Origin of the sequence: Endobacterium panacihumi, from assembly GCF_050847465.1 — a bacterium.
Taxonomy (GTDB): domain Bacteria; phylum Pseudomonadota; class Alphaproteobacteria; order Rhizobiales; family Rhizobiaceae; genus Neorhizobium; species Neorhizobium panacihumi.
In genome coordinates, this window is sequence record NZ_JBOZRA010000007.1 from 209,071 (window position 1) to 228,357 (window position 19,287).

At 55.7% G+C, this 19,287-nt stretch carries 14 protein-coding genes and 3 pseudogenes; 11 read left to right on the forward strand and 6 right to left on the reverse strand.

Features of this window, described 5'->3' with window-relative positions; translation table 11 throughout:
* Positions 1-92: 92 nt before the first annotated feature.
* Positions 93-724 (forward strand): annotated as a pseudogene (locus ACRQ1B_RS24490) (IS3 family transposase); the annotation flags it as partial.
* A gap of 176 nt (positions 725-900) precedes the next feature.
* On the opposite strand, the gene ACRQ1B_RS24495 reads toward ACRQ1B_RS24490, so the two are convergent.
* Positions 901-1,503: a TetR/AcrR family transcriptional regulator gene (locus ACRQ1B_RS24495; RefSeq protein WP_432296739.1), complete on the reverse strand. Its 603-nt coding sequence runs from the start codon at positions 1,501-1,503 to the stop codon at positions 901-903.
* 163 nt (positions 1,504-1,666) lie between these two features.
* On the opposite strand from ACRQ1B_RS24495, the gene ACRQ1B_RS24500 reads away from it, so the two are divergent.
* The 3 genes from ACRQ1B_RS24500 (at position 1,667) to ACRQ1B_RS24510 (ending at position 4,672) form a co-directional block, all read left to right on the forward strand.
* Positions 1,667-2,074 (forward strand): RidA family protein, encoded by a 408-nt coding sequence (locus ACRQ1B_RS24500; protein WP_432296740.1) that lies wholly within the window; start codon positions 1,667-1,669, stop codon positions 2,072-2,074.
* Between the two features lie 1,093 nt (positions 2,075-3,167).
* Positions 3,168-4,073, forward strand: a complete 906-nt coding sequence (locus tag ACRQ1B_RS24505; protein ID WP_432296741.1) for a DMT family transporter — start codon at positions 3,168-3,170, stop codon at positions 4,071-4,073.
* Entirely contained in the window at positions 4,070-4,672 is a 603-nt protein-coding gene (locus ACRQ1B_RS24510; protein ID WP_432296742.1) for a TetR/AcrR family transcriptional regulator, read from the forward strand. Before ACRQ1B_RS24505 ends, ACRQ1B_RS24510 begins: the two co-directional genes overlap by 4 nt.
* Positions 4,673-4,765: 93 nt before the next feature.
* Here ACRQ1B_RS24510 and ACRQ1B_RS24515 read toward each other — a convergent pair whose 3' ends face one another.
* The 3 genes from ACRQ1B_RS24515 to ACRQ1B_RS24525 form a co-directional block, all read right to left on the reverse strand.
* Positions 4,766-5,800, reverse strand: a complete 1,035-nt coding sequence (locus ACRQ1B_RS24515) for an HlyD family secretion protein (RefSeq protein WP_432296743.1) — start codon at positions 5,798-5,800, stop codon at positions 4,766-4,768.
* A 16-nt stretch (positions 5,801-5,816) separates the two neighbouring features.
* Positions 5,817-7,382, reverse strand: coding sequence for an MFS transporter (locus tag ACRQ1B_RS24520; RefSeq protein WP_432296744.1), 1,566 nt, complete (start codon positions 7,380-7,382; stop codon positions 5,817-5,819).
* Between the two features lie 183 nt (positions 7,383-7,565).
* The gene (locus tag ACRQ1B_RS24525; RefSeq protein ID WP_432296745.1) at positions 7,566-8,333 is read right to left on the reverse strand and encodes a siderophore-interacting protein; all 768 of its coding nucleotides are present in this window, start codon (positions 8,331-8,333) and stop codon (positions 7,566-7,568) included.
* 29 nt (positions 8,334-8,362) lie between these two features.
* Between ACRQ1B_RS24525 and ACRQ1B_RS24530 the strand changes: the two genes are divergently transcribed.
* Together ACRQ1B_RS24530 and ACRQ1B_RS24535 are read left to right on the forward strand one after the other, a co-directional pair.
* Positions 8,363-9,358, forward strand: coding sequence for a LysR family transcriptional regulator (locus tag ACRQ1B_RS24530; protein WP_432296746.1), 996 nt, complete (start codon positions 8,363-8,365; stop codon positions 9,356-9,358).
* Positions 9,359-9,904: 546 nt separating this feature from the next.
* Positions 9,905-10,541, forward strand: a pseudogene (locus ACRQ1B_RS24535) (ATP-binding protein).
* A gap of 112 nt (positions 10,542-10,653) precedes the next feature.
* On the opposite strand, the gene ACRQ1B_RS24540 reads toward ACRQ1B_RS24535, so the two are convergent.
* A complete protein-coding gene (locus ACRQ1B_RS24540; protein ID WP_432296747.1) occupies positions 10,654-10,935 on the reverse strand; it encodes a hypothetical protein in 282 nt (93 codons plus the stop codon).
* 130 nt (positions 10,936-11,065) lie between these two features.
* On the opposite strand from ACRQ1B_RS24540, the pseudogene tssI reads away from it, so the two are divergent.
* The 5 genes and pseudogenes from tssI to ACRQ1B_RS24565 form a co-directional block, all read left to right on the forward strand.
* Positions 11,066-13,204, forward strand: a pseudogene (gene tssI / locus ACRQ1B_RS24545) (type VI secretion system tip protein TssI/VgrG); the annotation flags it as partial.
* Positions 13,205-13,919: 715 nt separating this feature from the next.
* Positions 13,920-14,459 carry a hypothetical protein gene (locus tag ACRQ1B_RS24550; protein WP_432296748.1) on the forward strand — a complete coding sequence of 180 codons (540 nt, stop codon included), beginning with the start codon at positions 13,920-13,922 and terminating at the stop codon, positions 14,457-14,459.
* 6 nt (positions 14,460-14,465) lie between these two features.
* Positions 14,466-15,527: a DUF2169 family type VI secretion system accessory protein gene (locus ACRQ1B_RS24555; RefSeq protein WP_432296749.1), complete on the forward strand. Its 1,062-nt coding sequence runs from the start codon at positions 14,466-14,468 to the stop codon at positions 15,525-15,527.
* A 110-nt stretch (positions 15,528-15,637) separates the two neighbouring features.
* A complete protein-coding gene (locus tag ACRQ1B_RS24560; RefSeq protein WP_432296750.1) occupies positions 15,638-17,233 on the forward strand; it encodes a PAAR-like domain-containing protein in 1,596 nt (531 codons plus the stop codon).
* Positions 17,233-17,895 carry a T6SS immunity protein Tdi1 domain-containing protein gene (locus ACRQ1B_RS24565; protein WP_432296751.1) on the forward strand — a complete coding sequence of 221 codons (663 nt, stop codon included), beginning with the start codon at positions 17,233-17,235 and terminating at the stop codon, positions 17,893-17,895. Before ACRQ1B_RS24560 ends, ACRQ1B_RS24565 begins: the two co-directional genes overlap by 1 nt.
* Positions 17,896-18,106: 211 nt before the next feature.
* On the opposite strand, the gene ACRQ1B_RS24570 is transcribed toward ACRQ1B_RS24565, so the two are convergent.
* A protein-coding gene (locus ACRQ1B_RS24570; protein ID WP_432296752.1) for an IS3 family transposase occupies positions 18,107-19,206 on the reverse strand; the annotation gives its coding sequence in 2 pieces (ribosomal slippage) (positions 18,107-18,954 and positions 18,954-19,206; 1,101 coding nt in all).
* Positions 19,207-19,287: the final 81 nt, after the last annotated feature.

Below are 19,287 nucleotides of genomic sequence, written 5' to 3' on the forward strand. Positions count from 1 at the left end.
TCCATGACGATTGTGCCTGTCGGCCATCACAGCATGACCGCTGAGCTCGCTCTTCTCGCTAGATCGCTGATACGATGCATCATGGGTATTGGGGCGAGATGTGCTGCCCGAACCGGGTTGCGCGTCTGACGCGTCTCGCCAGGATCAAGGCGCAGATCGGCTACAAACGCCGTCCCGGCATCTACGGCGGCAGGCCTGCCATCGCTATGGACAACACACTCGACCGACAATTTGACGTAGCGGCTCCGGACAAGGCCTGGGTCACGGACATCACCTACATCCAAACCTGTGAGGGCTTCGCTTACCTTGCGGTCGTCATCGACCTCTATTCTCGCCGGGTCATCGGCTGGGCGATGCAGAGCCGACAGACCACGGGCGTCGTATTGCAGGCTCTGCTCATGGCGGTGTGGAGGCGAAGGGAAAGGTACTGCCCCCCTCGGACCAGGGCTCGCAGTTCACCAGCATGGACTGGGCCTCGTTGCTCAGGCACCTCAATCTGGTTCATTCGATGAGCCGACGCGGCAACTGCCATGACAATGCGGTGGCCGAGAGCTTATTCAATCTCCTGAAGTGAGAACGGATACGTCGCAGAGTTTACCGTTCACGCGATTAAGCTCGCCAGGATGTGTTCGACTACATCGAGATATTCTAAAACCCGAAGCGCAAGCACGTCAGAAACGGAATGCTGTCGCCCGTCGAACTCGAGAAGCAGCAGAAGGCCAGGCCCGACGGTGTCTCTCGGGGCTATTCACAACGCCTTTTTGCATTGGCAGACGGGGTAATACCGTGCGATCGCCGTTCGTACGGTTCGCGGCGGTTTTTCTGCCCGCTGTTCTTGCGATCAGCCTGCGAGAGTGATGACCGCAAGTGAAACGGCAATGATTGCCATCGGCCTATCTCCTAAGCAGTAATGCCGCGAATGAGCGTCTCAATCATCCGTGAGATAAATTTCTCCCGCGAGCCGAAATCTATGTCGTCAATCGTGATGGTCAGAGTGACTGCGCCATGAACGCCGGCCCAGACAATGTGTGCGAGATGGCTCGGATCGATACATACCACCAAGCCAGCATCCCGCGCCTGCATCATGCGCGATACAACAATGTTGTAAGATGCAAGTGTGGTAGCTTCCGATAGTTTTCCCGGTTCGACCTCGCTAGGTGTCTCAAGAAACAGGAGCCGGAACCTCGCAGGATCTTCCAGGCCAAAAGTACCGTAAGCTCTCAGCATAGATTTGAGCGCTGTCAGATGATCGGCTTGTATGCGATCAATCTCGGCGAACCGATCATTGAGTAGATCCAGCGCATCCCTCCAAAATGCAATCAGAAGATCCTGTTTGCTCGGGAAGTATCGATAAAGCGCTCCTGGACTCAAGCCAAGCCGCTGAGCAAGGACCCGCATCGAGATCCCTGTGATGCCGACTTCTGCCGCCAGCATCGCGGTTGCGTGGAGAATGTTTGCCTGCGCGTTCGCCAGATCGGCCGAAGTCATTGCGGGACGCGGCATAACATGATAACCCTTGTTAAATGAACGCGTTTAATAAACGCGTTCAAGATACGAATGTCAATAAGCTGTGTTTGCGACAGGGCGGGTGATTCGACTGTCCACCCCTCGGCAAATCGTCCGCTCTGTCGCGCGCTGCCATCTCATCGAGATAGAAGTGAAGGGAATGAAAATGGAAAAGCCGCAATTTTTCGTTACGCCCGGCTACGGCTCTCATATGCGTGACAGCCTGCATTACTCGCAGGCCGTCAAGATTGGCAACCGGATTGAGACTTCTGGCCAAGGTGGCTGGAATGACAGTTTCGACATCCCCGAAGCCATCGAGGATGAGATTGCCAAGGCGTTTTTTAATCTAGAGCGAACCCTAAAGGCTGCTGGTGCTGGCTGGGAGCATGTCATACATGTTAACTCTTACCACGTCGGCGGCATCACCCAGCCAGTCAATGCAACAATCACCCGCTTTTTCAGAGATCTAATGCCCAACAATCCTCCGATCTGGACGCAGGTGGGCGTCGAAGCATTGGGGCTGCCGGAAATGCGGATCGAAATCCGGGTGACGGCCATAATCGCCTGATGGGGCCGCCGTCTGCCGACGGCTATTCAACATGCAAAGATGTTTCACACCGCATCAAGTCGCCGATCGCGATCGATGCGGTGGCGATTTATCGCGTCCAAACGATACATGCGGAGGTCTGCGCAATGACAGAAATACCACTAAATGGTTCCTGGATACTGAAGTCCCTTGACGGCATACATGGTGGGCCGATCTTAATACCGGGCGACTTTCGACCTGTTGGCCCGTGACGTTCGCCACATTCATTTTTGGTCAACCCGGCCTCTGGAGGACCTGCCAATGTTTAGGCTTCTTGCGAATGCGGCCTTTGCGGAGGCCCGCGAAGAATTTATTGCGTGCCACAACGGAGCGGACTGCGTCAGATCCCCTTGCCCATCTTTCGACCTTGATTTGAGTTCACTCGAGCACTCCGACGAAGTAAAGCCCCATCGTGTGGGCGGCGAGCAACAAAAATTTTCTATGAAGGAACAAGCTCACCGATCGCTGCGCGTGTTCAGCGCATCGTGCATGATGTAACTAGCGACGAAAGAGCGATGTGTTCGTTTCAGTAGTAGAATGAATACACTTGTCGGCAAGACCGAAGTTATTGAAGTGAAGGCGAGGGTGGTCTGGCCCATAAAGGACAGTTGTGCACTCTCCGCGGTTTACTGGCTTCGGTCAGAACCTCCCGCGATAAAGGCCAAATCCCTTTCGATGACAAGTCGTGCGTCGTCGTTATTCGGCATTCATCTCCGGGGCGGGCGCGCTGTGCTTTCAGCTCATCCGAGCTTGCCCGATATGCTTGAGCGCAAGCGCCTAGCTTATACTTTGTCGCTGCTCCGCAAAGCCAGCCTCTCTATATAGCCGGATTCGTTGCCAAGACGGATCAATCCCGTTCGACTGGGCAAAACCCGATTGTTTCGCCTGATCCAAGACGCGTTATCATCGCATTGCATGCTCCAAAGTCCTCGGAGCCCGCATGCATTGTCGTAGCGTCCTTTCATAAGCGGGCAACGAACAATCCTCCACCACTCTTGCGGGAAATCAAAAATGATACTAGATCGTATCAATACGATAACGTCAGTTCCTTTCCGCAACGATATAAGAGAATGCCATGTCGCTTTCGCCAAAAACGGCCGCCGCTATAGCTGCGATCCTGTGGGGATTTACCTACATCCTGACAACATCCATGCTGCCGCCCAACCCAATGTTCAACGCGTCGATCAGAGCGATCGGAGGTAGTCTCCCGCTGCTTTTAATGGCACGCGATCTTCCACCGCGAGCGTGGTGGGGCAGGATGGTTGTGCTCGGAACATTGAATAACGGCCTGTTTTTTGGCCTTTTATTTGTTGCCGCGGTGCGGTTGCCAGGAGGCATGGCGGCCACATTCCAGGCACTGGGGCCACTATTTATGGTACTATTGGCCCGCCCGCTGCTGGGTGTGACACCTTCTTCGGGAAAGCTGCTCGCAGTCGCGGCTGGTGCGGTGGGCGTCTCGATGGTTGTTCTTAAAGGCGGTGCGGGGCTTGATATGATTGGTGTGCTGGCGGCCTTCGGCGCGGCACTTTCCGTCGCTCTTGGAGGAACACTCCTTCACAAATGGGGGCGGCCATCCTCCATCGTAAGCCTCACGGCATGGCAAATGCTGATTGCCGGCATCGAATTGTCGATCATTGCCTTTTTGCTCGGCGATGTCCCTTCCGGCCTGTCTCAGAACAATGTTCTGGGATTGACGGTCATCGCACTTATCGTGACTGCTTTGCCGTTCTATCTCTGGTTCACCGCCATTCAAGGCGGAGGGCCAGCAATGGTTGCGCCGATGCTTTTGTTGACGCCGATTACGGCTTTCATTCTCGATGCCGTGATCGCGGGGATCGTGCCTGCGCCCATGCAGGCTTTTGGTGTCGCAGTCGTTATAGGTTCGTTGTTGTATGGTCAGCACGTTGATCGTAAGGCTTTCCACATTGCACACCATCACGCACCATCCGAGAAACAGAGAAGGGCAAAAAAGACACTATGAATGAACGCAGTCGGGTCACCTCACGGGGGCAGGCCCGCCACCACACACTCATTGATGCGGCCGCCGAACTCTTTTTGGAGAAAGGTTACGCCGAGGTCACGATTGATGAAATCATCCTTTCTGCCGGTGGATCCAAGACGAATGTCTACCGCCAGTTCGGCGGAAAGGATGGCTTGCTGGCGGAGGTCGTTGAGCAACTCTGCTCGGAGTTTCTTTCACCTCTGTCGCAACTCGAGCTGGGAAACGTAGAACGCAAGATCGGGTTGGGGATCCTTGGTCGAACTCTGTTGCGGCAGCTTTTGCAACCGCGGCACGTTGCGTTCCAGCGTATGGTTTTGGCCACATCAAAGCAGTTTCCGGAGCTCATGGCCAAATGGTATCAGGCGGGGCCGCGCAAAAGTCAGGCGTTCATAGCGCTATTCCTTGGTGAGACGGAAAAAGCCAGATCACTCGCCGTGTTCTTTCACGACATGATTGTCACTGACGCGGTCAATTCCGCGATGATGGGAAAACCGGTTTCGTGGACGGATATCGAAATCCGAGTGGACGCCGCCGCAGAGCTGGTTGCCTGGCGGATAGAGAAGACTGGAGTTAGCTGAGCCCATGCGGGCAATTTGGATTTGGATACTCTGCTTCCGCGGCGGTTGGTGCGACTAGCCTCGTAAAGAAGGCGCTCACGAGTGACCTGCGTTTCACTCCCTTCTTGTTGTATCAACCGAGGCTGTGACCGACATGCCGACCCGGAGATGGGAAAGAAGTGGCTGCCCTTTTATCAAGCGTATCTTGATGGCGATCCTTTGAACAACTTTTGTGAAATTGCCTGTCGCATTATCGGGTTGGATTGCTGAAAAGGTTGCGCCACTTGCAGGTGAAATACTATCGATTACGCCCTTAAGTTCGCCTTCCGGAAAGCTATCGACAGCAACGGCGACCGGCTGTCCCAAACCGAACCCGGCCAACTGTGTTTCGCGGAAATTTGCGATCACATAGGCTGACTGGAGCGGTACGACGGCGAGTAGGGGGGGGCCGGGACTGACATAATTACCGACCCTGGCACTCAGTTGCCCAACTGTGCCGTCTATCGAGGAGACGATATGCGTATGGGAAAGGCTTAGAAGTGCTTTCTCCAGATCGGATTGAGCGGCGGTAGCGTTGGCGATAGCCTGATCGCGTTGGGCCTTGAGGGTATCCACTTGCGCACGCGCGGAAGCGAGAGCCGCTTCGTCTCGGGCTTTGGTGGCGCTGGCCTGCTGCAGTGCAGAGGCCGCTCCCTGTTGCTTTTCGAGTGCTGTGCCGCCGCCGTTGAATAATGTGTGGTAGCGCTTGGCATTGTTCTCGGCAAACGCCAGCGCCGCCTCGTCAACTCGCACAGTTGCTTCAGCCTGTGCGATGACTGTCGCATGTCGCCTGAGTTCTGAATCTGCATTCTGGACTGCCGCTTGCGCCGCAGTGAAATTGGCATTTGCCAGCGTGACGGCTGCACGGTATTCGCGGTCGTCGATGTGAGCGACCTCCTGGCCCGCCCGCACAGTTTGGTGGTCTGTCACAAAAACTTTGTCGATCAATCCAGAGATGTTCGGCGCTACGGTGGTGTAGTCCGCCATCACATAAGCATTATCGGTAGACTGGATTTCTGAGGCGGCCGTCAATGCGCGATCAGCACTGAAGGCGATTAAAGCGCAGCCGATACTGGCGGCGGCGGTAAACAGCTTTGCGTGTGGTGTCATAGTGAAACTCCAAATGTCAGCGGGTCGCCACGGCCTGGGGTGGTGACGGCGGATAGACCCGTGCAGGAAGAAGAATGGTGAGGATGAAAAGCAGGCCGGCAACGCCAACCATCATCAAGCTGACATCGGCAATTGTAAGCACGATTGCCTGCTCTTTGATCGTGCCGGAGAGTTTCAATAGGTCGCCGACGCGCGTATCGAAACCGGAGACTGTTGAGCGGATGCTACCGTAACGATCGACAATCTGATTTGAATGTGTGTGCTCGCGCCAGGCCTCCACGGTGCCGACAAATCCGGTGGCGATGGCACTGGAAAGCCCCTTCGTCACGTTGAACATACCGGACACGAAAGGCCCATCGGCTGGCGCTAGTGACATGGTGGCGGTTACGAGAACCGGAATGACGATCATCGGCTGAGCAAGCACCTGAAGCGCCTGCAACAGGTAGAAGTTTTCCCGAATCCATTCTGACGTGATCAGGCTGATGCCCCAGAAGGACCCAGCTGTGAGCGCAATGCCGGCGCAAAGCACCCATCGACTGTCGACCCTCCTCGTGTTGCAGATCGCTGCGACGAGCGGCAAGGTCAAAAGTTGTGGAAGCGCAAGATATAGACCGATTGGCGCAAGTTGCGTGGTTCGGTAGTCTTGAATTTCCGCAAGATAAGTCGCCGGAAGCTCAAGATTGGCGACAGCAAGCGTCAGCACGCAAGTAAGTGCAACAAGGCCGAATGAGAGTTCGCGAGATTTGAGCAGTTGGATGCGGAAAAACGGGGAGGGGTGATGCCACTCGTTCAACACGAACAGACCAAAGAGCAAAAGACTGCCGACGAGCAAATGGCAAATCAGGTCAGAGTTGAGCCAATCCAAGCGATCCCCCTGCATCAAAAGGACGACAAGCATACCAATCGCGGGAAAACCCAAAAGTATTCCCAACCAGTCGAATTGCCGAAACCGCTCAAGTCTCAAAGGGTCCTGAGGAATGCCCCACCAGATGAGAGCGGCGCTGATGAGCGACAGTGGAATGGGTTGCCACAAGACACCGCGCCAACCGAAATGATCGAAACAGAGAGCTGCAAGCGGTAACGCTATATTCGGCCCGAAAGTGGCTGTCAGCGCGTAAGCGCCAAGGCCGTAGATCTTGAATTTTGCAGGTAGAAAGCGCAGTGCCACCGTCATCAGTGTCGGTGGTAATGCGCCGCCAGCCAGTCCCTGAAACGCCCGTAGAATAATGAAACTTTCCAGGTCAGGCATGAATGGTGACAGGAGGGCGAGCACTGCTAAGGCGATAGCCATGATTGATGCAAAACGCCTTATCGAGAATGTTCCGGAAAACCATGGCGCGAAGGCCATGGCGGAAACAGAGAATGCCGCGTACCATGTGGTAACCCAGGTCCCCTCGTCGGAACCGATCCCCAGCGCGCCGCAAAGATCGGACAAATTAAGATCCGTCACGCGTTCGTTGAAGCTGGCGACGAGAACGGCCAGGAGCACGCCGCTTAAGCCTGCGGCAAGACGCGGCGTGAATGGTGTCGGGACGGGCAGGCGAGCTGGCACAGCCACAGCCGATGACGAAGTTCCATTCATTGCGTTTCTTTCAAAACTGAGGGGGCGGGCAGAGACAGAGGTGACTTGCGTCTGGAAATGCGCTTGCCGAAATGAAAACGAGCAGGGACAAGGATGAGGGATCCCATTCCGACGACACCGCCAAGGATCAGCCGGTCGGGCAAGAGGTTCCCGCGTGTCACCGACTGAAAGTCAAGCTCGTGACTATTGATCGCCTTCTGCATCGCGAAAGGCTGTTTCGCCTTTCTTCCAGTATCCTGAGGTTGTGAGGCGGCGGTGGTCTAATCCGAGTGCCTGGAAGTGACGCCTCACCTCTCTTACGACTGTCGCTTCTGCCGCGAACCAAACGGCGCTCGCATCATCGGTAATGTTTACCGACATCATCGCTGATTGCAGGGCATCGTGACCGCCTGCCGATGCTCCGGCTCTTGCGAACCATGCAACAGACACGTTTGCAGTTGTGACGAATTGCTGTCGGTCCGCAATGTCCGCGACTTCGATGAATGCCGTGACGGAAATGTCGCTGGTCATCGTTTCGATAATGGCGCCGATGGCAGGCAATGCTGTTTCGTCGCCCCCGATAAAAAGGCGGCGGATGGATGGATCAAGGCGAAAGCCGGTCCGAGGTCCGGCTATCTGGATGATGTCACCAACCTTGGCTTGCCGGGCCCAGATCGAACACGGCCCATGATCGTGCAGGACAAAATCCAGATCCATTTCGGAGTCGCGTTCGTAGAAGTTTCTGATCGTGTACGCCCGACCGTTCGGCCGTTCCTCAGCCTCCGACGGCACGAAAACCTTTACCCATTGGGCTGGCCGAACCGCAGCGAACTCGCTCAGGCTCGAACTGCCTACGGTAATTCTTTTCATATTGGGGCTGAGTTGAACGACATCCCGGACCTCGACAGGCAACAGTCGGCGGCCAGGCCGTACGGGGCGATCGTGGAAATTGTCATGTGTTAGAGAACTCATCGTGTGTCTTCCTTCTAAGGAGTTTGCACTTGAGTTTTTATTATCACTGGGTGAGGAGTGCGTATAATGCAATTAATATATTTATATATTGCGCCACATGCATGTTGCGTGATGATGGTTTCGGTTCGGCTGGAGGTATTATGCTCGACTTAAATCTGCTGCTGGCATTGGACGCATTGTTATCTGAAGGCAGTGTCGCTGGCGCCGCAAAACGCATGAACCTGAGCCCGCCTGCGATGAGCAGACAGCTTTCCCGAATACGGCATCTGCTGCGTGATCCGGTATTGGTGAGAGCCGGGCGGGGACTGGTCCCCACTCCGCGTGCCGAAGCCCTTCGCGATCGTCTTCGCCAGCTGATCATCGAGGCTGAAGCATTGGTGCGTGGAGACAGGGATGTTGATCTTGCAGCCTTGGACAAGACTTTTACGGTCAGAAGTGGTGACGGCTTTGTTGCCAGTTTCGGTGCCGCCATCGCCGCAACAATGGCTATCCAGGTGCCTAATGCGCGTCTACGTTTTATTCCGCAAGGAAACGAGGACGTGCAATCGGTCAGAGATGGCACGATCGATCTCGATATCGGTGTAATGGGAGAACTCGGGCCTGAAGTTCGGCTGCAAACTCTGTTTCACGACCATTTCATTGCTGTGGTACGGCGAGAACATCCTTTACTGGGACAAACCGTTAAGCTTGAAAGTCTTGTTTCCTACCCGTTTGTCTCGGTTTCTAGGCGTGGCCGGTTTAACGGACCGCTCGATGATGTCCTCGCATCTGTTGGACATTCGAGAATGACGTCTCTCGCGGTTCCAAGCATGTCCGATGCACTTTCGGTCGTGGCATTTTCGGATTGCATAGCCACGGTGCCGGCGAGATTATCAAAGGCACTCAGGCAAAATCTTTCGGATATCGATGTGCCCTTGCAGACCGATCCCATCGTTATATCCATGGCTTGGCATCCGAGATACGAAAATGATCCGGCAAACCGTTGGCTTCGCAGTTGCGTGCGCAAGGTCGTTCTGGAAAAATGAGCGGCTGTGGAAAAATAACTTGAAAGAGCAGCGGAAAGTTTTACTGGGACTTTCGATGGGCAATTTCAATTAGCGTCATTTTCAGGTGCACCCGCTCCTGTAACCAATTCGCAGTTATTACCTGTTGGTTTCCATGTGGAACTGAGCCGGTTATGGAGTGAACCCTTCGGGCTGGACTGCCAATCGGCTCGGAATTTTGGGTCTGACTCAATCTTGATGATGTTTTAGATTCCACTGGCCTGGTTTTGCACGGAGAACCAGGGCTATGCGAGCCCAGTTTCGGCTTTCCGATCCGATCCCTGCTGAGCTGACCATGAAGTCAGTGCACCACACACCCGACGCGATCGTCACCGCCGCATACGGTTGGTCCCTAGGTTGCAGGTGTCCCGAATGCGGTACGATCTCCCATCGTGTTCACAGCCGCTATCCTCGGATGATCGCCGACCCGGCTCCCGCTGCAACCGTGCAAATCCCGGATGCGCTTCGGCTTGCCCATGAGCCGGTCGCCGACTGCGCCCGTTACGACAGGCTTAGGAGAGTAAGTTGATGGAACGCACACAAGTTCTCGAACTGATGAGCACGCTGAATCTCTACGGAATGCGCAGCGCCTACGACGAAGCCATGGGAAGCGGAATCAAACGGCAGCACGAGCCGCCGCACATTGTCGGCGACCTCCTGCAGTCGGAGATCGCCGAGAAGCAGGCACGCTCAATCCGTTACCAGCTCAGCATCGCCAAATTGCCGTTGGCAAAAGACATCGACGACTTCGACTTCGCCGACACGCCTGTCAATGAATCCCTGGTGCATGAGCTGGCCACCGGCACCTTCGTTGCCGACCAGCGCAACGTCGTCCTTGTCGGCGGCACGGGAACGGGCAAGAGCCATCTGGCCATTGCAATTGCCCGTGCGCTTATCCGTAAGGGGACGCGTGGGCGCTTCTTCAATGTCGTCGATCTGGTCAATCACCTGGAAACGGAAACGCGCAACGGCAAGCAAGGTCGGATGGCCGATTACCTCACGCGCCTCGGTCATCGTCACGACGAACCTTGCCTTCGGCGAATGGCCGTCCGTGTTTGGTGATGCAAAGATGACGACGGCTCTTCTCGATCGCCTGACCCATCACGGCGAGATCGTGGAAACCGGAAACGAGTCCTGGCGCTTCAAGAACCGTTCTCAAAGCTAAAGCCGAAGATGCCCATCACCCGCACTTGGCCTACCCTCTGCAATCCCGGCCAGCGCCGGGCAGGCCAAGCGCTGATCGCTTACAGGGGGGGATATTGGACGCCGATAAGGGATCAACATTCCGAGCCGATTGACACCTCGCGGGTGAGGGCATAGGTTTCGGCATCATCTGCGGGTGGCGCGATCGTTTGCCTGTCGTCTTTCTTCCTGGCCAACTGTTCCCCGCCTGTCTGCCTTGCCTCATGCCGCACCCCAAGTCGAAACCGGATCGATCGAAGCGCGGCACCAAAGATGCCGGTCTCGCCGATTATTGCAACAGACAATGCCGCTTTCTCCAGCCGCTTTTGCAACTGCAAGGCCCCGTAAATTCCCCCTATCTTCGAAACCTTGCCCATTCAGGGTTGACCTGACGGGTCGCGGCTCTAATTTTCGCCGCGATTAAGACGTGCATTTTTTGGCATCACCGGTTTCCGCTTTCTGGTTCCCGTGGTGCTTTTCTTGGTTTTCAGATTGCCGGAGCCACTTATGGACAATGCATCTTCAGCCGCCGATTTCATCCAGGCGAGCCGTATCCTGAAAATCAACTCCCCGCTTGGTGAAGACCAGCTTTTGCCCGAGCGCGTGACGATCGAAGAAGGCATTTCCTCGCTGTTCGAAATCCGCCTCGTGGCCCGCACCAAGAAAGCGCAGATCAAACCGGAAGAGTTGATTGGCCGGCTCCTCAATGTTTCCGTCGAAGTGCAGCAGGGCGATGGCGAAGAAGGTTCTGCTGTCCGTCGTCCGTTCAACGGTCTCGTCACCCAGCTCAACGAAGGCCCGCCAATTACCCGTGGCCTGCGCTCCTATGCGATGGTACTGCGCCCACAGATGTGGCTGCTCACCCGTCGCTCCGATTGCCGCATCTGGATGGACAAGACGGCGGTGGAGATCGCCGAAATCCTGTTTTCCGAACATGGCATCCCGGCACCAGATACATCGGGTGTGATTACATCGCCACCCAAGCAGCATTACTCCGTTCAATGGAACGAGACGGATTTCGCTTATTTATCAAGGCGTTTCGAGGAAGACGGTCTATTCTACTGGTTCAGCCATGAGGATGGCAAGCACAAGCTTCATGTCGCCGATACCGCCAACGGGTGGCTTGGACCATCGCCGTCTGCACAAGGCGAGGGCAGGGTGCGTCTGGCGCAGGGCTCGTCCGACCGCAACCACATTAACGAATGGGCACGACAGTTTTCTTACGTGCCAGGCCAGCGCGCCGGCGCCGACTGGAATTTCGAGACACCGCGCATGGTGCCGGGCACGATGACGCCATCGCTGGTGCAGATGCCGGATGCCACGAAGCGCGAGCTTTACGAATACCCGGCGCGTATCTCGTCGGTGGCTGAGGCCGAACGTGCGCAGAAATTGCGGTCGCAGGCGTCTGAGGCGGATCACGACCGGGTTTATGGTGCTTCGACGAGCCGCATCATCGAGACCGGTCGCCGCTTCACGCCCTACGAAGTCGCGCATCCGGACCATGCCTACGACGAACATGTCGTCATCAAGTCCGTTCAGACAGTCGTCGATCGCTCTTACGAGACCAACAGCAACGAGCCGGAATACCGCAACGAGTTCGAAGCCGTCCCCTCCCGTGTGCCGATGACGCCGCACCGGGAAACCAAACGCCCTCGCATAGAGGGTACGCAGGTGGCGATTGTGGCCGGACCGGAAGGTGAAGAGATCCATCCCGATCAGTATGGCCGCATCAAGGTCTGGTTTCCTTGGGACCGCAAGGCGAAAAAGGACGGATCGGATACCTGTTGGGTGCGTGTGGCGCAAAGCTGGGGTGGTGGCACCTGGGGCGCGCAGGTCATTCCGCGCATCGGCATGGAGGTGATGGTATCGTTCATCGACGGTGATCCTGATCGACCCGTCGTCATCGGCGCGGTCAATAACCCGACCAATTCCGTGCCCTATGATCTGCCGGCCAACAAGACCCGCATGGTCATGCGATCGAATTCCCATAAGGGCCAGGGCTTCAACGAAATGTCGTTTGAAGACGAGGCGGGCAAGGAGAACATGTTCTTCCATGCCCAGAAGGATCAGACGACGCGGGTTCTGAACGACCGCACCAAACGCATTGATCGCCACGAAGTGTCGGCGATCGGCGCCAACCGCACGGTCGAGGTCGGCGGTAACCAGAAGCAAGAAGTCGGTGGCTCGATGAACACCGTTGTCGGCGGCACCGGGCCGATGGCCATGGCGCTGATGGGGGCGGTGCAGAGCATGGCAGGCCAGACGTCAGGACTTCTGGGACAGGCTGCACAGATCGCCGGCGCTAGCGGCCCTGGTGTTGCCGCGTTTGCTGGCACTCTGGCTTCTTCTGCTCTTGGTTTTCTGAGTGCAGGTGGTCTGGGAAGTCGTCAGGGTGTAGTTGCCGGTGCCAGTCCGCGAGGAGATGCCGGTACTGCACTGGCCGGCTCCGGCAGCGGGGTTGGTGATGCGGCATCTGACCTGTTCCCTCTGCCGGGCATCATGAACACCATTGTTGGCTCATTCAAATCCGACACGATCGGCATTGCGCGCGTCGAGCAGATTGGCGTGTCCAAGGTGACCAATGTCGGTCAGACCGCGATGGAGAATATCGGTAAATTCAAGAAGCTAACCGTTGGCGAGGAATTTGTCATCGAATGCGGCGCTTCGAAGTTCATCATGCGCAAGGATGGCACCGTCATCATTCTTGGAAGCAATTTCAACTTCACTGCGTCTGGCCCGGCGCAGTTGAATGGCTCTGTTGTCGATCTCAATAAGCCGGGTGGACAGGCGCCACCGGTAGCAGAAGCAGCCGAGGAAAACAAAAAAACTGCGATGACACATACACTCGATGAGGACGTACAGAAACTGATCGACCAATCACCGACCCTCAAAAAGGATCTTGAGGAACTTGCAGCAAAAGGTTGGAAGGTTCGAAAAGGGATACCGGGGAAAGGCACGTATGTTGTGAGAGAAGACAAATTGATCACCATAGATGCGGACACATATAACAACCCAGAAGCAGTGGTCCGGTCGCTGGCGCATGAGGTCGGTCACGCGAAGTATAACTACGTTCCCGACTATTCGTCACGACATAATTACATTGATGCCGGATTGTCTGATGAAGGTGCAGCTGTATTTAATGAAATAAAAGTTCAACGCGAAATTATCGGAAATGGTGGCTCGGATATTGGATTCACGAGGGATTACATCAACGGAGATCACTACAACCGCGTTTACGATAACGTACAAAAAGGCACATTTCCTGATAGCATGGGGCACTTGATGATCGGCCGTGATATAGGCCCCAATGCGAGAGGATCTGCTACGGGTCAGCTATATAGCGACAAGTACGGAGCTAGTTATGACCGATACACCGGCAAGAAAGGCTGGGAATAGATTTATACCCTTTCTCTATTTTACACTGTTTACAGCAGGAGGAATTGCAATGAGCTTGGCCGCTCCGACACTATCAGCCATTCAAGATCTCGTTGGCAATCTGAACAGAGAAAATGTGCGCACCAAAGGCGCATTAGAAAAAACTCTCGGCCTCGTTCTCGAGGAGGACGAAGGAACTTCAATCTTCTCTTTCTGGAAGACCGAAAATAAAGAGGTCGGAGGACTTAAGATTACTGAGTTGTCCTATCGTGAGCCGCGAGAAGGTGCGGGCGCGGTGGCTGGCGCGCACCTAATCATGCGCTTGGCAAATGACGGCTGCGTCGGAAGAAACGAACTTCTTGCCGCCTATCCCGAAATGCAGATTACAGCACCGCCGGCACCCGAAAACCCTGACCCTCTGCAATCCTATCAACAAGAAACGGCCTCGGCATTGTTAAGCTTTGGTTTCTCTCTCGATGGAGAGGAATGCCTCGGTAAAATTGTCTTTTCATTGAAAAATCCGTGAGCGCCCGTGTCAGTCGATAATCGCACGACGTTTCCCGCCATTGCGTTTCGCCAGTACAATCGGACTGGCGACCTTCTGGGTGTTGTATCCGCGCGCGGAACTTTCAAATTGGCCCGTAATGGCCCGCTGGTGATTGCCGACACTCAGCACCCTCTCGTTTTGTCGGACACTTATGACGGTGACCCGCATGGCAGCGTGCAGACTGCACAGACCGATCTTGTGCCGTTCAAGCCCGGTACGGATGTCACCTTTCTAGGCGCGGCGCATACGCCGACAGGCGAAGAGCTCAAATCCTGGACCTGCCGGCTGACGGTCGGAAAACTTTCGAAGCAATTGCGTGTTTACGGGCCTCGTGAATGGCATGCAAAGACGCGCAAAACATGGAAGGGCCTGATCGATCGCAGTGCGGAAAATGCGCTTGAAGGCTGGGAACTGAGCGAGGCGGATCCTGTCTCCTATGTTCCGCTCGACTGGAGTTACGCCATTGGGGACGCCAGTGATCCCAATGGCGCCAACCCTCTTGGCATGAGATTTCCGGACGACGAAAGCTTCGAGCAAAGGCCGACCTGGCCGGCACCACGGATCGAGGCCGAAACCGACCAATTCGTTTCCTATAAAAGCAAGCCCGAACATCATGTTCCCGAGGGATTCGGTCCTGTCTCTCCATGGTGGCAGGCTCGAGCACAACACGCCGGCACCTATGACGACCAATGGATAGACGAGCGACATCCGCTCCTTCCCGGCGATTTTGATTTTCGCTTCTGGCAGTGTGCTCATCCGGATCTGATCAGCGATCCGTGGCTGAAGGGTGATGAGAGTTTCGCTCTTGAAAATCTGCTGCCTGGGATTCCCCGACTGGAGGGGAGGCTGCCTAATCTGACCCTTGGCGTGACCATAGATCAGGGTAATGGTCCCCGGCGGGGGCCGATGGTTCTCGATGGCGTGCATTTTGACATGCGTCCCGGCGTCGGCCGGGTGTTCCTCACCTGGCGCACGGCGTTTCCATGGCCGAAACGCCAGGGATTGCCACGCCTTGAGCTTTATCCGGTGCAAGAGGCAACGGCATGAGCGAACCGCTGGAAATCGAGATCGTCGGCAACCATGTGCGCAATGTCAGCGCCGAGGCGGCGGCGACAGGCGCGATCGCCCGTAACGGCTTGGTGTCAGACCAGCCTGTCATGTGGAACATGGCCGGTGACTATTTCTATCAGTTCAAGGATCCGGCGGTTTACGACAGCGTCGTCGAATTTCATGATCCGGAACTCCGCTCGAAATTGTCTCTTCCTGAAGAGGAAAAGCAATCGCTGCAGCGGCCGACGACCGCCAGCACGCCGCCTCCGGAATTCATCCCTGATACGGCACAGGCCAAAGCCGTTTGTCTTTCCCCGGATGTCTGCAAAACACCGGATAAACCCATTCCCTACATGGTCCACGGACGGGGATGCGACGACCGGAACTATTCCTCGAATGTCTCTTCGAACGGAGACCTCGTCAAACACGCCCAATCGGTTTTCACCATCACCCATGGTGATGAGCCAGGCATAGGTAAGGGTGTTTGTTCCGGCACAGTCGGTGACATCGTCGAACCAGTTACCTCATCGCCCATCGTGCGCGTGAATGGCATTCCGGTTCAGCGCCATGCCGATCGGTGTACGCTGAACAATGGTAATTGCCCCGGCGAATATGTGCATGTGAATTCGGTGGAGACTCATGCCGCGCCGGATGCCACGGATGAAGATGACCGGAATGAAGCCCAGAAAGGCTGGGACGGCTTCTACAACAATTCCGGCGAAGCGCAGATGATCGGTGACGGCATCAGCCGCGTCGGTGATTATTTCGGCGATCCGTCGCTGATCGGAGAGGACATTCAGTCTGGTGTCGATGCGATCCCCTCCTGGGACGAAGCAAGACAATGGGGCACGGATGTCGGGACAGGAATCAAGAATACGGCGGAGGATGTCTGGAACGATCCGGGCGGAGCCGCCAAGGATGTTTGGGACTGGGGGGCTGACGGGATAACCGGCGCCTGGGATGGTCTCACCGGCGCTTACGACGAAGGCGGCGTGTCACAGGCCGGCGGCCATCTTGCCGCGACGGTCCTTTCCGTGGTCAATCCCCTCCGTAAGGCCAAGATGGTCGGCAAAGCCGCCGATGGGTTAGGTGATATCGGGCAGGCAGGCCGCCGTCTCGACGGTCATGGGGACCATCACGACAACAACAACGACCGCCGTGATAATCACGGCGATCAGAATGAAGGCGACGATGGTGTCCGAAGCACGCGCGTGGTACCGACGAAAGATGTCGAATGCTTCAATAAACCCAGCCATCTTTCGGATGACGAATTTGACAAGCAGTTGAAAGAGCAGCAAGCCGCCATTAACGACATGGATGCGGACTTGATGCTTGCACGCCGAAAAGCCATTCGCGATGCTGGTGGAACAAGCCCATTGCGTGATTTGCCCGCTCAAGGTCGCGCACGCACCAATTACGAAAACAACAGGTTGGCCGAACTCGCTGATGACGGCATCGTCGGTGATGCTGCAAAACAGCAGATCGAGGACGAGCTTTCAAAATTGGCTGCAACGCACCGGCTTGATATCATTGCCGGCGGTGATGCCAGCGACATATCCGGCATGGGAGACCGTTCCGTAAACTCGTCATTGGGCGCGCAATGGAGAGGCCGCAGATCGCAGTCTCTGGAGGACTATGCGGCAGAAATGAATGCGGCCGGAATGGGCAAAGAGAAGATGAAAGTTACATTGAGGAAATGCTGATGCTCTCGGCAACATTCGCAGAATTGGTAGATGGAAAAATCGTGGCGTCCACCCGCCTCGATGATGAAAGACTTGAAAAAATCCGCTCGATGGTCCCCGCTGATCTGGCGAGCCTCTACGATCAAGTCGGGCTTTGCACTCTGAAGGCAGGTCGTTTGCAACTCTGCGATCCTCTGGAGTTCAGAGGAATACTAGCACTTATATTCAAGGGTGATTCCCAGTTCAGCCATAACGATTGCCATGCTTTTGCCTATACGTCGTTTGGCATGCTTTATTGCTGGTCGAATGAACTGGCACTGGTTGTTGTGGATCTGATCACCGGGCATGTGACGAGCCGCGGTGCGCTTGGCAAGATAAAGGCGGGCGCGAACATCTCCAACCAGATTTACGTCCCCTTCAGCCTCTCCGACGAAGCGCTCGATCTTTCCGACGAAGACGGTAAGCCACTGTTTTTACGCGCAGCCAAGAAACTGGGAGCGCTTCAGATCGGGGAATGCTTCGGGTTCGTACCTGCTTTAGCCCTAGGTGGAACTAGAAGACTTGAACATCTCAAGCGCATACGCGCGCTAGAGCATTTTGCAATTGTTGCGCAGACCCTGGAATTCCAGCTCGTTGATGTTCAAGGTTACGGCGAAGAGACGATTGTGCGTTCTATAGGATGATAAATGCGCTTGAAGGCTTTGACGTGTAAAATAGCTCCCCCGCATTCCCGTTGAGTTGAAAATCCTCGATTTACCTCGTTTAAGGCCATATCGGCAGTATGTCGATTGTTCCTGACCCATTGCGGATCGATCGTGTGTTTGGACACATTGCCCCTGTGACGTGCTCCCCGAATTTGGGCCAGCGGGAGCTGGAATTTTCCGGGGTTGAAGCTCAGGTCGGCGGGGATGCCGATGAGCCGTTCATGAGCGAAATCGGCACCTTGTTGCCGATCGCGCTGTGTGGCCGGAACTCGTTATAGTCTCTACGCCAATCCTCCATCTTTGCCCGCGCGTCGTCAAGGCTCATGAACCAGTGGGCGTTCAGGCACTCGGCGCGGAACTTGCCGTTGAAGCTTTCAATGTAGCTGTTGTGGGTCGGCTTGCCCGGGCGGGAGAAGTCGAGCACGACGCCCTTGTGGTAAGCCCACAGGTCGAGGTCTCGCGAAATGAATTCACTGCCATTATCGACACGGATCGATGCAGGATACCCGACCTGGCGGCACACCCGCTCGAGCGTCTGAACCACATCCTCGCCCTTGTAATTGAAGCGTGCATCGACCGTCGGCGAGAAGCGCGAGAAGGTATCGACGACCGTCAGAACCCTGATCTTGCGGCCGGTGGCCAGTTGGTCATGAACGAAATCCATGGCCCAGACATGGTTCGAATGCGTCGGCTCCGTGCGGTCGGCCCGCAGCTTCGCCTTCACGCGGCGCTTGGGAACCTTGTTGCGGAGCTGCAAGTCCATCTCTTTGTAAAGGCGATAGATTCGCTTTGGATTGACGGGCCATCCGTCGCGCTTGAGCAGGACATGGACGCGACGGTAACCGTAGCGCACACGTGTCTGGCAGATGTCCTTGATCTTCAGCTTCAGTTCGGCCTGCTCGCCGCGCCTGGCCTCGTAGACATAAAGCGACCGGTCGATCTTCAAAACCGAACAGGCACGCCGGATCGAGACCTTCCAATCAACCTTGATCGTGTCGACAAGCTTGCGCTTTCGAACAGGCCTCAAAGCTTTTTTGACAGCACATCCTGCAGCATGGCCTTGTCCAAAGACAGGTCAGCCACGATCCGCTTCAGCTTGGCGTTCTCGTCTTCGAGCTGCCGCAACCGCTTCATCTCCGAAGGCATCAGCCCCGCGTATTTTTTGCGCCAGTTGTAGAAGGTCGCATCGGAAATCCCGGCCTTGCGGCAAACCTCGCCGATCGGCGTCCCATCCTCTGCCTGCTTCAACACAAACGCTATCTGCGCTTCTGAAAACTTCGAGGCCTTCATCGAATTCTCCTCTTCTGCCCAGCGGGATCATAAGTGGAAAATTCCAGTTCCAAATGGCCTAATTCACAGGGAGCACGTCAC